Annotated in this window: 13 protein-coding genes; 4 read left to right on the forward strand and 9 right to left on the reverse strand. The window is 70.4% G+C overall.

Annotated features, from left to right (window positions below):
• Positions 1-17 precede the first annotated feature (17 nt).
• Together glnA and ASD90_RS15200 are read right to left on the reverse strand one after the other, a co-directional pair.
• On the reverse strand, positions 18-1355 hold the full coding sequence (gene glnA / locus ASD90_RS15195) for a type I glutamate--ammonia ligase (RefSeq protein ID WP_056758289.1): 1338 nt from the start codon (positions 1353-1355) through the stop codon (positions 18-20).
• 155 nt (positions 1356-1510) lie between these two features.
• A complete protein-coding gene (locus ASD90_RS15200) occupies positions 1511-3835 on the reverse strand; it encodes an immune inhibitor A domain-containing protein (protein WP_235506684.1) in 2325 nt (774 codons plus the stop codon).
• Between the two features lie 277 nt (positions 3836-4112).
• Between ASD90_RS15200 and panB the strand changes: the two genes are divergently transcribed.
• Positions 4113-5003, forward strand: coding sequence for a 3-methyl-2-oxobutanoate hydroxymethyltransferase (gene panB / locus ASD90_RS15205; RefSeq protein WP_056758294.1), 891 nt, complete (start codon positions 4113-4115; stop codon positions 5001-5003).
• A gap of 65 nt (positions 5004-5068) precedes the next feature.
• Here the strand turns inward: panB and ASD90_RS15210 are convergent, their stop codons facing one another.
• Positions 5069-5278 carry a hypothetical protein gene (locus ASD90_RS15210; RefSeq protein WP_056758297.1) on the reverse strand — a complete coding sequence of 70 codons (210 nt, stop codon included), beginning with the start codon at positions 5276-5278 and terminating at the stop codon, positions 5069-5071.
• 111 nt (positions 5279-5389) lie between these two features.
• Here ASD90_RS15210 and map point away from each other — a divergent pair, with 111 nt between their 5' ends.
• Together map and ppgK are read left to right on the forward strand one after the other, a co-directional pair.
• Entirely contained in the window at positions 5390-6268 is an 879-nt protein-coding gene (gene map, locus ASD90_RS15215; protein ID WP_082588762.1) for a type I methionyl aminopeptidase, read from the forward strand.
• Between the two features lie 119 nt (positions 6269-6387).
• Complete coding sequence (gene ppgK / locus ASD90_RS15220; RefSeq protein ID WP_056758302.1) at positions 6388-7158, forward strand: polyphosphate--glucose phosphotransferase; 771 nt, start codon at positions 6388-6390, stop codon at positions 7156-7158.
• Between the two features lie 58 nt (positions 7159-7216).
• Here ppgK and ASD90_RS15225 read toward each other — a convergent pair whose 3' ends face one another.
• The 6 genes from ASD90_RS15225 to ASD90_RS15245 form a co-directional block, all read right to left on the reverse strand.
• Positions 7217-8149, reverse strand: a complete 933-nt coding sequence (locus ASD90_RS15225) for a hypothetical protein (RefSeq protein WP_056758304.1) — start codon at positions 8147-8149, stop codon at positions 7217-7219.
• Positions 8146-8862, reverse strand: a complete 717-nt coding sequence (locus tag ASD90_RS15230) for a cytochrome b N-terminal domain-containing protein (RefSeq protein ID WP_082588763.1) — start codon at positions 8860-8862, stop codon at positions 8146-8148. The genes ASD90_RS15225 and ASD90_RS15230 overlap by 4 nt, the downstream gene beginning before the upstream one ends.
• The gene (locus ASD90_RS23595) at positions 8859-9032 is read right to left on the reverse strand and encodes a hypothetical protein (RefSeq protein ID WP_157623198.1); all 174 of its coding nucleotides are present in this window, start codon (positions 9030-9032) and stop codon (positions 8859-8861) included. Before ASD90_RS23595 ends, ASD90_RS15230 begins: the two co-directional genes overlap by 4 nt.
• Before the next feature lie 120 nt (positions 9033-9152).
• Positions 9153-10724 carry a hypothetical protein gene (locus ASD90_RS15235; protein WP_056758307.1) on the reverse strand — a complete coding sequence of 524 codons (1572 nt, stop codon included), beginning with the start codon at positions 10722-10724 and terminating at the stop codon, positions 9153-9155.
• On the reverse strand, positions 10700-11506 hold the full coding sequence (locus tag ASD90_RS15240) for an ABC transporter ATP-binding protein (protein WP_056758310.1): 807 nt from the start codon (positions 11504-11506) through the stop codon (positions 10700-10702). The genes ASD90_RS15235 and ASD90_RS15240 overlap by 25 nt, the downstream gene beginning before the upstream one ends.
• Before the next feature lie 21 nt (positions 11507-11527).
• Positions 11528-12181, reverse strand: a complete 654-nt coding sequence (locus ASD90_RS15245; RefSeq protein WP_056758313.1) for an MBL fold metallo-hydrolase — start codon at positions 12179-12181, stop codon at positions 11528-11530.
• 168 nt (positions 12182-12349) lie between these two features.
• Here ASD90_RS15245 and ASD90_RS15250 point away from each other — a divergent pair, with 168 nt between their 5' ends.
• Positions 12350-14119 (forward strand): hypothetical protein, encoded by a 1770-nt coding sequence (locus tag ASD90_RS15250; RefSeq protein WP_056758316.1) that lies wholly within the window; start codon positions 12350-12352, stop codon positions 14117-14119.
• The last annotated feature ends 27 nt before the right edge of the window (positions 14120-14146 follow it).

Raw genomic sequence — 14146 nt, forward strand, 5'->3', positions numbered from 1 at the left:
GGAGACGGTCCGGTGCGTCAGAGCCGCGGCAGGTAGCGGTCGAGCTCGAAGCGGCTGACCTCGTGACGGTAGTCGAGCCACTCCTGCCGCTTGTTGCGCAGGAAGAAGTCGAAGACGTGCTCGCCGAGGACGTCGGCGACGAGCTCGCTCTCCTCCATGACCTCCAGCGCCCGCCCGAGCGACGACGGGAGCGGCTTGATGCCCATGGCGCGACGCTCGGAGTCGGTGAGGCTCCAGACGTCGTCCTCGGTCTCGGGCGGCAGCTCGTAGCCCTCCTCGATGCCCTTGAGGCCGGCACCGAGCAGGACCGCGAAGGCGAGGTAGGGGTTGCAGGCGGCGTCGAGCGACCGCACCTCGACACGCGTGGACTGGCCCTTGTTGGGCTTGTGCATCGGCACGCGGACGAGGGCGGAGCGGTTGTTGTGCCCCCACGTCAGGTGGGCCGGCGCCTCTCCCCCGCCCCACAGGCGCTTGTAGGAGTTGACCCACTGGTTCGTCACGGCGGCGATCTCGGCCCCGTGGCGCAGCAGACCGGCGATGAACTGTCGGCCCACCTTGCTCAGCTGGTAGGGCGCGCCGGCCTCGAAGAACGCGTTGGAGTCGCCCTCGAAGAGCGAGAGGTGCGTGTGCATCCCCGACCCGGGGTGCTCGGAGAACGGCTTGGGCATGAAGGTCGCGTAGATCCCCTGCGTCAGGGCGACCTCCTTGACGACCGTGCGGAACGTCTGGATGTTGTCGGCCGTGCTCAGCGCATCGGCGTATCGCAGGTCGATCTCGTTCTGCCCGGGCGCGCCCTCGTGGTGGCTGAACTCGACGGAGATGCCCATGTTCTCGAGCATCGTGATCGCCGCGCGACGGAAGTCGTGGCCGGTGCCGTGCGGCACGTGGTCGAAGTAGCCGGCGTCGTCGACCGGGACCGGGCGACCGTCGGGTCCCCGCCCCTGCTCGAGGAGGAAGAACTCGATCTCGGGGTGGGTGTAGAAGGTGAAGCCGAGGTCGGCGGCCTTGCCGAGGGCCCGCTGCAGCACGTGCCGCGGGTCGGCGAAGCTCGGCGTGCCGTCGGGCAGCTGCAGGTCGCAGAACATCCGCGCCGTGCCGGGCGGGTCACCGCGCCACGGCAGGATCTGGAAGGTCGACGGGTCGGGCTTGGCCAGCATGTCGGCCTCGTAGACGCGCGCGAACCCCTCGATGGCCGAACCGTCGAAGCCGATGCCCTCCGCGAAGGCGCCCTCGAGCTCGGCCGGCGCGACCGCCACCGACTTGAGGGTGCCCAGGACGTCCGTGAACCACAGACGGACGAACCGGATGTCTCGCTCTTCGATCGTGCGCAGCACGAACTCTTCCTGACGGTTCATGTGTCGATCCTGCCGCATGGCTGTTTCACGGATGTTGCGACACACGATCTTTCGGACGAGAGCCCCGTCGTGTGCCGCCGGGCGGGCACGCGAAGGGCCCCCGGGACGTGTCCCGGGGGCCCGACGCGCTCATGACCTCGCGGTCACGGGGTGTGTCACTTGAACGCGACCTTGACCTGCAGCTCGTTGCCGCCGTCACGCGTCTTCACGACGGTCATCGTCGTGCCCGAGCCGGCCACCTTGGTGGAGCCGAGCGGGTTCGCCGCGGACCAGTAGCGGTCGACGACCGAGTCGTCGAACGTCGGGATCGCCGGCGAGGACGGGACGACCGTCTCGACACCGTTGCGGTGGAAGCTCATCGCGTCGGTGGCCTCCTGGCCGAAGGTGGCGTCGAACGGCTGGCGACGGTTGCCCATCATCGTCTTCGTGCCGTTGGCGTTGTTGAGCATGACCGGCGCCGGGCGGGCGTCGACCGGCAGCACCTGACCGCCACCGGGGTGGTCGATCGTGTTGTTGTCGCCGTACTCACCGTTGGCGAACCAGACGAGCATGCCGTTCTGGTAGGGGAAGCGCTCCACCCAGTCGGGCTTGGTGGTGCCCCAGCCGAAGTTGTACGGGCCGGTCTTCAGGGTCGAGTCGTAACCGCTGTAGACGCGGTTCTCGGCGAGGTAGAAGTCCTGCACCTGCTTGGAGGTGGTGCCGTCGATGACGGAGAAGCCACCCTTGGCGGTCCAGGCACCAGCGCCCGACTCGACGTCGTCGACCGTGCCGGCGACACCGTCGGTCGTGACGGCGACGTCGTCGATGAAGGCCTCGCTCGAGACGCCACCGTCGGTGGCGACGCGGAAGCGGAACTGAACGGTCTGGCCCTTGTAGGCCGAGAGGTCCCACGACTTCTGCGCCCAGGCGAACACATCGTTGACCGGCGTGCCGACCTGCGCCCACGTGGCGCCGTTGTCGGTCGACACCTCGCCGTAGAGGTAGTCGTAGTCCTTCTCGAGGTTGCCCTGGACCCAGGCGCTGATCGAGGCCGAGGTCTTGGCACCGGTCAGGTCGACCGTGCGCGTGAGCGTCGAGTTGAGGTTGTCGCCGAAGCCGCTCCACCACTCTGCCTTGCCGGAGTGCGGCGTGTTGCGGTCGGACGTGACGGTGCGCTCGGGCAGCGGGACGACGAGCGCCTGCGCGGAGCCGCTCTGCGTGGCGAGGTCGGCCTGGCTGAGCTTGACCGTGGTGTCCTCACCGAAGGGGACCGTCTTGTAGTCGAGCCAGCCGAGCTGGAGCTTCTCCCACGGGCCCATGTAGCCGGGCGTCGTGCCGATCGAGTCCTCGCCGCGGTTGAGCCACGAGCCACCGCTCATGAGCGTCCAGAAGGCGGTGCTGTTGTCGCCACCGTTGGTGTCGTAGAGGTCGGGCAGACCGAGGTCGTGACCGAACTCGTGCGAGAAGACGCCGAGGCCGCCGTTCTCGGGCTCGGTCGTGTAGTCGCCGATCCACATGCCGGAGGTGCCGAGCGGCACGCCACCGAGCTTGTTGAAGTCGGGACCCGTGACGCCGGCCTGGTTGGAGAACGCGTACCAGCGGTGCGACCAGATGGCGTTGACGCCCTGCGCGCCGCCACCGGCCTCCTCGCCCTCACCGGCGTGGATCGCCTGGAAGTGGTCGATGTAGCCGTCGGGCTCGTTGAAGTTGCCGTCGCCGTCGTAGTCGTAGCGGTCGACCTTGTCGAACTGGGCGAGGTACGTCTTGATGTCGGCGTCGCTCTTGCCGGCCGCCTGCTGCGCGTTGTACCAGGCCGTCGCGGTGTCCTTGACGTAGTTCCAGTAACCGTCGGCGTTGTTCTTGGCGCCGTAGCGGGCCTCGTTGTAGGGGACGGTCACCCAGTCGGAGACGTCACCCTTGGCGAGGAAGCGGCCGTTGGACTGCTTGAGGTAGAAGTCCTTGAACGACTCACCGGTGCCGAACATCATCTCGAGGTAGTGGTCGCGGTTGAAGTCCTTGACCCAGTACGTCGAGTTGTCGTCGGTCGCGCTGCCGTCCCAGGTGCGGTCGGGCGCTGCGATCTGGTTGTGCACCGGGCCGGGCGTCGTGTCGAACGGCGACTTCGTCAGCGTGCCGAAGTCCGTGAGGATCGTGAAGATGTCCTCCTCACGGTTCACCGGGTAGTTGACGTACCGGGACGTGCCGGCCTTGCCGTCCTTGCCCTTGGTTTTGACCTCGATCACGCGGTTGCCGTTGATGGTCTTCGTCGAGGCCTCGCCCTTGAGCAGCTTGGCAACTGCGTCCTTGCGCTCGGCCGCCTGGGCGTCGGCAAGGGGGTTGGGCAGGTTGTCGGGCTGCGAGGCCTGGGCGGCTGCGGGGTCTCCGCTCACCGGGGCCTTGGCAACGGGGGTTGCCTGAGCCTGCATCGGCGAGCTCAGCCCGGTGACGACGAGCGCCCCCACGGCCAACCCCGACACAGCACTCCAATGGCGCTTGTTCACGATCTGTCCTCCTGGTCACAAGGCGCCGCAAATCCGGCACCTCGCGTATAAGAACACAGAACACAGACAATGTGGCGTCTGGTGCCAGGCAATTCGAAAAAACATGTGCTGCAAGGCAGTTCGACGCAAAGAACGTAAAATCTTCGTAAAGAGAGACCCCTCCACCCTTCCCAGACCACCCTCGAGTGGGATAAAGAAGCCCATCTGTCACAGAGGCATCCCTGAAGCCGGCCGGCGACCGTCAGGGCCTCCCCGGAGGCCCCGATATGCTCCCGGAATGAGCACAGACGCCCCCGAGGAACAGAGTCCCTACGGTTCCGGGAGCCGGGCCCAGGACCCCCCCGCGGCCGCTAGCGCCGCTCCGTCCCCACGGAAGGTGCGCATCCCGCACCTGCACGCGATGAAGGTCGAGGGGCGGCGCTGGGCGATGCTCACGGCCTACGACATGTATGCCGCCCAGATCTTCGACGAAGCGGGCATCCCCGTGCTGCTCGTCGGCGACTCGGCGGGCAACAACGTCTACGGCTACGAGACGACCGTCCCCGTCACGCTCGACGAGATGATCCCGCTCGTCCGGGCGGTGTCGTCGGCCGCGCGCCGCGCCCTGGTCGTCGCGGACCTGCCCTTCGGCTCCTACGGCGGGTCCGTCGAGCAGGGCTTCGCGAGCGCCGTGCGCCTCATGAAGGAGGGGCTGGCCCACGCCGTCAAGCTCGAGGGCGGCACGGCGATGGTCCCGCTCGTCAAGACCCTCACCGACGCCGGCATCCCGGTCATGGCGCACGTCGGCTTCACCCCGCAGAGCGAGCACCAGCTCGGCGGCTACCGCGTGCAGGGCCGCGGCGATGCCGCCGACGCGCTCGTCGACGAGGCCCGCGCCCTCCAGGACGCCGGCGCCTTCGCCGTCGTCCTCGAGATGGTCCCGGCGCCGGTCGCCGAGCGCGTCACCGAGGTGCTGAGCATCCCGACCATCGGCATCGGCGCCGGCAACGGCACCGATGCGCAGGTGCTCGTGTGGAGCGACTTCGCGGGGCTGCGCAGCGGCAAGGCGCCGCGCTTCGTCAAGAAGTACGCCGACCTGCGCGGCACGCTGCTCGGTGCCGCCCGGGCGTATGCCGCCGACGTCGAGTCGGGCGCCTTCCCCGACGCAGAGCACTCGTTCGAGTCCTGAGACGCCGCCGCCCGACCGGTCGTGACCGGTCGGGCGGAGCATTGCGAGCAGATCTGCGCCAGTGGTCAGGCGTCGGTGTCGCCGCCCGGCGCCGAGCCACCGCGCTCGTTCCAGTCGCGGTCCTCGGAGTCCCACTGCTCGGTCTTCTTGTGGGCGGTGGCGAGCGCTGCCTGCGCCTCCGCCTCGGTGGCGTACGGGCCGAGCACCTGCTCGCCGCGGCTGCGGTTCTCATCGGTCTCGACCTGACCCGTGTCGACGTTGTACCAGAAACTCACGTGCGCACTCCTTCTCTCTTCGGACTCTTCCGACTTGCCACCCGGCCGAGCGGGTCCGCGTCGTGAACGCCCCTCGTGGACGGCACCCGCTGACGACCTAGACTCCACCGTATGCCGTTGCTCCAGCCGCGGGTGTCACCACACCCCCTCAGTCCGCGACGACCGGTGCCTGCCTCGATCGAGCGACCGCACTACGTCGACGTGCCCAACCCGCGCGAGGACGGCGACGTGCGCATCAAGGACACCGAGACCGTCGAGAAGATGCGCGTAGCGTCGCGGATCGCCGCCACGGCCATGGTCGAGGCCTCGAAGGTCATCGCCCCCGGCGTGACCACCGACGAGCTCGACGCCGTCGCCCACGAGTACATGCTCGACCACGGCGCCTACCCCTCACCCCTCGGCTACAAGGGCTTCCCGAAGTCGGTGTGCACGAGCGTCAACGAGGTCATCTGTCACGGCATCCCCGATGCCCGGCCCCTCGAGGACGGCGACATCGTCAACATCGACGTCACCGCCTTCATCCACGGCGTCCACGGCGACACCGACGCGACCTATCTCGTGGGCGACGTCGACGAGGAGTCGCGCCTGCTCGTCGAGCGCACCCACGAGGCGATGATGCGCGGCATCCGCGCCGCCCGTCCCGGTCGCGAGATCAACGTCATCGGCCGGGTCATCGAGAGCTATGCGAAGCGCTTCGGCTACGGCGTCGTGCGCGACTTCACCGGGCACGGCATCGGCCTGGAGTTCCACTCGGGGCTCATCGTCCCGCACTACGACGCGGCCCCCCACTACGAGACCGTCATCGAGCCCGGCATGACGTTCACCATCGAGCCCATGCTCAACCTCGGCACCCACGAGTGGGACATGTGGGACGACCGGTGGACCGTCGTCACCCGCGACCGCAGACGCTCGGCCCAGTTCGAGCACACCATCCTCATCACCGACGGCGGCTTCGAGATCCTCACCCTCCCCGAGGGCGTCGCCGCCTGAGCCGAGGTCGACCGGGCACGTCGGCCCGGCACCACCTCGGCACCACCTCTGCACGACCGCCTCACCCAGCACCACGAGCTGACCCCCACGACCACGTCCTCGACAAGGAAGTACGGACCATGGCCAAGCACGGCAAGCCTCTCGGCATCGACATCGGCGGCAGCGGCATCAAGGGCGCCCCCGTCGACCTGGTGGACGGTGACCTCGCCGGCAAGCGGCTGAAGATCCTGACACCCAAGCCGGCCACGCCCGACGCCGTGGCCGAGGTCGTCGACCAGATCGTCGACCACTTCGCCGACGTGACGGGTGACTCCCCCATCGGCGTCACCGTGCCCGCGGTCGTCATACGCGGCACCGTGCTGTCGGCGGCCAACATCGACCCGTCGTGGATCAACACCGACGCCGAGGCCCTCATCCAGGAGCACACGGGCCGCGCGGTGACCGTGCTCAACGACGCCGACGCCGCCGGTCTCGCGGAGATGTACTACGGCGCGGCCAAGGGCGTGCAGGGTCTCGTCATCCTCACCACCCTGGGCACCGGCATCGGCACCGCCCTGATCCACGACGGCCGCCTCGTGCCGAACTCCGAGCTGGGGCACCTCGAGATCGACGGCTACGACGCCGAGGACCGCGCGGCCTCGTCGGCCAAGGACGCCGAGGGACTGTCATGGGACGAGTACGTCGAGCGCCTCCAGACCTACTACGACACCATCGAGAAGCTCTTCTCCCCCGACCTCATCATCGTCGGCGGAGGCATCTCCAAGGACAGCGACGACTTCCTGCCGAAGCTCACGCTGCGCTGCCCGATCGTCCCGGCCCAGCTGCGCAACCAGGCCGGCATCATCGGCGCCGCCCACCTCGCCGCCGACATCGCTGCCGACCGGTCCTGAGCCGCCGGGGAGGAGCGCCCGGCACGGGCCCGGCGCTCCACCCCCCGCTCGTCGCACGTCAGGGTCGGCTCCGCCAGACGAGCCGGTGGACCCCCAGATGGCGTGGCAGCGTGCGCAGACCCGGGATCCAGGGGATGCAGATGAAGCCGATGCTCAGCAGGACCATCAGGGCCCAGACGGCTATGTCCGCGTTCTCGGACGTCGAGAACGGCGGCACCTGGTACCACAGCGAGTAGAGCCAGAGCCACGGCTGGCCGGGGTAGTTGCCGGTCTCGTTCATGATCCCCCACTGGTCCCCACCGAGGTTCTGGGCCCGGGCCGCGTCCTCCAGGTGGGTCCCGTCGGCGAGCAGCAGCAGTGCCTTGGTGCTGTCGGCACCGAAGAAGGATGTGCGGGAGGTGAGCAGGCCCTCGAGCGCCCCGCTGTCGGCGAGCCGCAGCTCGGCCGCCGCAAGGGCCGGGACCGGTCCGTAGTCGCCGGCGGCGACCTTGGCCGGGTCACCGTCCGGCGCGCTCGCCAGCGCGTCCGCGTACGCGGTGGCCCACGCCTGCTGCCGGTCCGCCGGCGCCGCGTCCCAGACGCGTATCGCAGCGGTCGCAGCCGGGTCCGAGGTGAGGCTCCGGACCGGGTCGAGGACGAGATCCTTGGCGGAGTCGACCGGGATGGTGACCCCGGGCATCGTCTGGAGGTTCACCGGACCGAGGCTCTGGCCCTCCCCCGCCGTGTTGTAGGGCGGACCGTAACCAGCGCTCGTCGTGGTCCCCGCCAGCTCGCCTGCGGCGGTGGCGACGACGTCTGCGGGCGCCTGACGCGCCCACTGCTGCAAGGAGATCGCCGGTTCGTCGGGAGACGAGAAGACGAGTGCGGCGCCGACGGAGAGCACCGAGACCGCGGCGAGTGCGATGACGAACTCCTTGACGAGGTCATAGCGACGCGTCGGGAAGGCGTGCGAATCCGGCGTGGGTCCCCACCCACCGGTCCGGCGAGTCATGGCTGCACCCCAGGGGGCATGCTCTGCGTCGGGGACCGGTCGCCCGGGGCGACGGACGGCTCGGTCGCGCCGATCGGTGGGACGACGCCGTGTCGGCGCACCAGGACGATGTGCACGACGACGATCGCTCCCACGACGAGCGGGAGCAGCGAGACGTGCCACAGCATCATCTGGCCGAGGTCCATGACGTTGAACCACGCGCCGATGCCCGCGGCGTTGAGCCCGTCCTTGGCCTGCGTCGAGATCCACTGGGCGTCGAAGTTGGTCTGGACGAGGTAGCCCGTGAACGCTGTCCCCAACGAACCGAAGAAGGCGAGCGCCCCTGTCGCCCAGGTGAGTCCACGGTCGCCGCGCCACGCGGCCATGAAGAACTTGCCCCACAGGTGGATCACCATGGTGGCGAAGAAGAGCTCGACGCTCCACAGGTGGACGGAGTTGACGAAGTGCCCGAGGGCGCTCGTGTGCCACCACGCGACTCCGCCGATCGCCAGGACCAGTCCGGAGACGATGATGACGACGAGGCTGGCGAGGCAGGCGACCCCGAAGACGTAGATCCACGAGGCGACGTAGGCCGGCTGGCGATCGGGAAGCCACTGGCCCTGGGGGACGAGGCCCTCGACCCAACGGGTGACGGCAGCCGTCCACGTGTTGCTCCGGGACCGCGCCTGCGGCTCGGGAGATCCCGGGCGCAGGGGCGTCGCCGCCCGGCTCACCGGTCCTCCTCCTCAGGGGGCGCCGGGAACGGCAGCAGGAGTGCGAGCACGAAGACGGCGATCATGAGCAGGATGACGAGGAGGTTGGCGACCGTGATCGTGAGCCACCCCCAATGGACGACGGGGCCGGCGGGAACCGGCTGGGACGCGGCGAGGTACTGGGTGATCATGTCTGGCCTCCGGGAGCGCGAAGCTGTGAGTCCTCCTGCCCGGCGCAGATCTACTACACACCGTAAGAGTAGATCCAGGTGCGGCCCCCCGGCACCGGATTGGGATCTGCTGCGGTCGGCCTACGAGCGTCGCAGCGCCGACAGCAGCTCGGGCGCGCGCCGCTCGTAGAGGCGCGCACCGACGCCGACGCCGGCGACGCCGACGAGACCGCCGAGCAGGACACCGACGACGCCGGCTGCCCAGACCGCTGCCGGTGACCCCTGCCAGGCGAGCCACGCGAGCAGGATCGTGGGTGATGCGAGCGCCAGGGTGCCGATGCTCGCCATCGACTGAGCGGCAATGGTGATCCCGGCGGCCCCCGGTGGCGCGTTGAAGGGACTCTCGCCCGACTCGGGGACGGGATAGGGCATCACGACGCTCATGACGCTCGACACGGCATACCCCGCACCGAGCAGGGACACCGACAGACCGAGCGCCGCGGGCAGCAGGTCCCAGCGGTCGGCGACCGCGACCCCGACGACGACGTAGACGGGCACCAGCACGGCGGCGAGGAGGACGTCGGGCAGGAGGCGCCCACGACGGTCGTCGCGGCCGGACGTGCCCGAGACGATGTGCAGCCACAGGGCATCCGACTCGTAGGCGACGGCGTTGTGCTCGCTCCAGCCGAGGAGGAACGCGACGAGCGGACCCATGAGCAGCGGTGTCCATGGGACGTCGCCCGTGTAGAACGGGACGAGCAGCGCCAACGGGACCACGGGCGTCATGGCCATGCTGATCTGGAACCGCGGGTCGCGGCGCCAGTAGGTGAGCACCCGCGCGGCGACGGCGCCGAGCGGTGTGCCGGGCAGGCGGGCGAGGAGGCCGAGGTCGTCTCCCGCCGAGGCGCCCGAGTCGGACCGCGAGACGGCGCGCGGGTTGTCGACCTCGGCGCGCAGGACCTTGGACCACTGGAGGAAGACGAGCACGAGCAGTCCTGCGGCGAGGGCCAGCCGCACCAGTCCGGTGCCGGGGTCACCCGCCGCCACGTCACCCGGGGCGGCCCAGGCCCAGCCGAGCGGGGACCAGCTCACGACCTGCGCGGCGGTCGTCGCGAGGTCGCGCAGGCCCGCGCCGAGGTTGGCGACGACCGAGATCGCCGGACCGATGACGACGAGCAGGAGCAGACCGAGGACCGCGATGACGTCACGGCCCCGACGGCTCGAGATCGCGTGGGTCATGATCGCCGAGACCCATCGGCTCGTCGTGATCGCCGTCAGCAGCCCGACAGCGGTCGCGACGACGGCGACCGCGGTCGAGGCCACGGTGTGGGACCAGGCGACGACGACGCCGGCCGACAGCACCATGGATGCGATGGCGGGCAGGCCGACGAGCGCGGCGGCCACGAGCCCGATCGCCAGCTCGCGGTGCGGGACGGCGAACGTTGCGAACCGCCCCGGGTCGAGCGTCGGGTCGGACCCGAAGGAGAAGAGGGGCACGACCGTCCACAGCACGATCCCGGCGGCTCCGGCGAGCGGGATGACGACGCGCGCCGCGTCGAGCGACCCGCGGAGGGACGCGAGGATGACGGCGAGACCGGCCACGAACACCGCGAAGTAGACGATCCCCACGACGGCCCCGATCGCCTGGGCCCGGCTGCGCCGGAAGATGTTGCGCAGCAGGGTGAGCTTCAGTCGGACGAGGTGCGCAACCACGAGAGCCCCACCACCTCGGTGGACCCGCCGACGAGGTCGACGAACCGCTCCTCGAGGGACCGGTCACCCCGGACGTCGTCGAGCTCGCCCGCGGCGAGGACGAGCCCGTCCGAGATGACGGCGACGTGCGTGCAGATGCGTTCGACGAGGTCCATGACGTGGCTCGAGAGCACGACCGTGCCTCCGGACTCGACGAAGCCGGAGAGGATGCGGCGGATCGTCGCCGCCGAGATCGGGTCGACCGCCTCGAACGGCTCGTCGAGCACGAGCACCCGAGGCGCGTGCACGAGCGCCGACGCGAGCGTCACCTTCTTCGTCATGCCGGCCGAGTAGTCGACCACGAGCTTGCCCTGCGCGTCGCCGAGACCGAGCGCCGCCACGAGCTCGGCAGCCCGCTCGGACGCGAGCTCGCGCGACATGCCACGGAGCAGGCCGGCATACGTGATCAGCTGGAGACCGGTGAGCCGGTCGAAGAGCTTGAGCCCGTCGGGCAGCACGCCGATCAACCGCTTGGCGGCGACGGGGTCGTCCCAGACGTCGCGGCCCAGGACGAACGCCTGCCCCGCGTCGGGGCGCAGCAGGCCCGTCACCATCGAGAGGGTCGTCGTCTTGCCGGCGCCGTTGGGACCGACGAGCCCGAAGAACGAGCCGCGCGGCACGTCGAGGTCGATCCCCTTGACGGCGATGAGGTCACCGAAGCGCTTGCCCAGCCCGCGCAGCGCGATCGCCGGCCCCTCGGTCGGGTCGCCTTGCGGTGCAGGCAGATCGGTCACGTCACTCATACCACTCCCCCGAGTCGAGCGTCAGAAGGTCGCGGACTCGGCGTCGCGCAGCGGGGTGTACGTGAGGCCCTCGACACCGGAGAACTGCTCGATGTGGCCGGAGTACATCCGGTGCCCGACGTCGCTGAGCAGCGCGTCGTGGATGGGGATGAAGACCTTCGGGGCGATGCGTGCGACGAAGGCGATGGAGTCGCGGCTCGCGGCCCACGGGGCGTTGAGCGGGTGGGCGAGGACGTCGACCTGCCCGGGCTCGCCGTCGTAGGCGTCTCCCGGGTGGAAGAGGGAGGGCTCACCGGGGGCCCGCAGGACGACGCCGACGTTGGGGATGCGGGGCATCGCGGCGTGGTTGAACGCGTGCAGCTCACCGACCGGGGAGACCGTGACGTCGCCGACGGCGAAGTCCTCGCCCTGCCGTGACGGCTCCGCGGCCAGACCCTCGTCGCGCAGCTTCTCGGCCGTGAGGGGGTCGGTGTGCACCGTCGCGCCCGGGTTGGCGCGGATCAGGGCGCCGACCCGCGCCGGGTCGAAGTGGTCGGCGTGGTTGTGGGTCACGAGGACCGCGTCGAGACCGGTGAGCTCCTCGAAACCCGACGAGAAGCTGCCCGGGTCGATGAGGATGCGGCGGTCGGCGGCCTCGACGAGGAGGCAGGCATGTCCGAGGTGAGTCACGCGCATGCCACCACCTAATCACGCTCCCCGCCGACCGACCCGCGAGACACAGCACGCACCGGGGGGCAACCCACTGCGCCCGGCCGGGTCGGGTGACAGACTCGCGGCAGGACCGGTCCCGACCCAGGGCCGGCGCGTGGTCGTTCGGCGGGATCGGGGTGACAGGTGGACGCCATGACGCATGAGGAGGACCTCCGCCTGCTCCGGGCCTACGAGCCCGTCGTCCGCCTCACCCGTGGTGAGTACTTCCTCCCGGTCGCCGTCGACGCGTACGTGACCCACGCGAGCCTCATCCGCGACGAGGCAGGGGTGACGACGGTCCTCGCCGGCCCGGGCACGATCGACCTGACCGCACTGGCCGCCCACGGCGCCGACCACGACGGACCGGGCCTCTCGCTGTCGGGGATCGCTGAGCCGCGGTCGTGGACCGACCGGCTGCGCCGCATCCTTCCGGGCGCCCGACCGAGCTTCCGCGCCGGCAACCGGCTCGCCCAGGTCGGGCTCCTCGGACGCACCATCGACACCCTGAGCCGGGTCTCGCTCCTGCTCCGCGGGTCGGTGCCGGGCGGGAGCGCCGCAGCCGCGTACGCCGCCCAGGGCGAGCACCTGTCCCCCGACCGCCCCACGTACTACGGCCGCGTGGTGCGCAGCGACGGCTGGGTGGTGTGCCAGTACTGGTTCTTCTACGCGTTCAACAACTGGCGTTCGGGCTTCTCCGGGGTCAACGAGCACGAGGCCGACTGGGAGCAGGTGACGGTCTTCCTCGACGGCACGGGCACGCTCGACGACGACGGCCTGCCCGCACCGCGGTGGGTCGTCTTCAGCGCCCACGACGAGACCGGCGACGACCTCCGGCGCCGCTGGGACGACCCCGACCTCACGACCGTGGACGGGCGCCACCCCGTGGTCTTCGCAGGGGCCGGATCCCATTCGGGCGCCTACCTGCCCGGCGACTACCTCATCACGGTCGCACCCCCGTCGTGGGGCGGCGTCATCCCCGCCGTGCGCCGCCTCGCCAAGCTCTTCGCCCCGTGGGCGCGAGCGGCCCAGGGCGCCGGACTGGGCATCCCCTACATCGACTACGCGCGCGGCGACGGCCCGTCGATCGGCCCGTCGGCGGAGCTGGCCTGGGACCCCGTCGTCATCGACGAGCAGACGCCCTGGGTCCGGGACTACCGGGGGCTCTGGGGTCATGACACGAAGGACCGTCTCGGCGGCGAACGGGGGCCCGCCGGCCCTCGCTACGAGCGCAACGCCACGGTCCGGCTGTCCTGGGGCGACCCCGTCGGCTGGGCGGCGCTCGCCAAGGTCGCACCCAGCCCGGAGGCCGAGGCGGCCCTCGTCGCCGACCGCATCGACGAGATCGACCAGCAGCTCGCCGACCTGACCGAGGAGTCCGACGCTCGGGTCCACGCCCTGACGACGCGCGCGGCCGGGCTCGGGCCGGACAGCCCCGACGTGCGCGCCCTGGCTCCCGACGAGCACGCGGTCACCGCGCTGCGCATGGACGCCGTGAGACTGCGCGACGAACGGACCCGGATGGAACGCGCCCTGCGCGACGGCCTTCCCACTCCCTCGCCGCACGCCCACCTCTCCCACCGCCGGACCCCGATCGCGGCGGGCGAGCGCTCGCGGGACCGGCTGCTGGCGGTCTGGGCCGTCGTCAGCACGCCGATCGTCCTCTACCTGATCGCCGGCTTCTTCAAGCCGGAGATCACCGACCGTCCGCTCGGTGCCGCCCTGCTGCTCGTGCTCGTCCTCGGCATCGAGGCCTTCACCCGCGGCTACTTCCTGGCGTATGCCGTCCGCGTCGTCGCGGTGATCGGCCTCGTGGCGCTCGTCGGCGAGTTCGCGGGCAACTGGCAGCCCGTGACGTACTGGGTGCTGGTGTCCGTGGCCGTCGTCGTCCTCGTCGTCAACCTGCGCGACGTCGTCCGCCGGTAGGCCCGGGACGACCACGTCGTCGCCGGA

This window comes from Terrabacter sp. Root181 (assembly GCF_001428505.1).
Taxonomy (GTDB): Bacteria; Actinomycetota; Actinomycetes; order Actinomycetales; family Dermatophilaceae; genus Terrabacter.

What these genes read in the sequence shown, in the direction of transcription:
- map (WP_082588762.1), top strand. Translation starts at nt 5,390, where the DNA reads ATGCCGTTGCTCCAGCCGCGGGTGTCACCACACCCCCTCAGTCCGCGA.
- panB (WP_056758294.1), top strand. Translation starts at nt 4,113, where the DNA reads ATGAGCACAGACGCCCCCGAGGAACAGAGTCCCTACGGTTCCGGGAGC.
- ASD90_RS23595 (WP_157623198.1), bottom strand. Translation starts at nt 9,032, where the DNA reads ATGATCACCCAGTACCTCGCCGCGTCCCAGCCGGTTCCCGCCGGCCCC.
- glnA (WP_056758289.1), bottom strand. Translation starts at nt 1,355, where the DNA reads ATGAACCGTCAGGAAGAGTTCGTGCTGCGCACGATCGAAGAGCGAGAC.
- ASD90_RS15225 (WP_056758304.1), bottom strand. Translation starts at nt 8,149, where the DNA reads ATGACTCGCCGGACCGGTGGGTGGGGACCCACGCCGGATTCGCACGCC.
- ASD90_RS15245 (WP_056758313.1), bottom strand. Translation starts at nt 12,181, where the DNA reads ATGCGCGTGACTCACCTCGGACATGCCTGCCTCCTCGTCGAGGCCGCC.
- ppgK (WP_056758302.1), top strand. Translation starts at nt 6,388, where the DNA reads ATGGCCAAGCACGGCAAGCCTCTCGGCATCGACATCGGCGGCAGCGGC.
- ASD90_RS15240 (WP_056758310.1), bottom strand. Translation starts at nt 11,506, where the DNA reads ATGAGTGACGTGACCGATCTGCCTGCACCGCAAGGCGACCCGACCGAG.
- ASD90_RS15250 (WP_056758316.1), top strand. Translation starts at nt 12,350, where the DNA reads ATGACGCATGAGGAGGACCTCCGCCTGCTCCGGGCCTACGAGCCCGTC.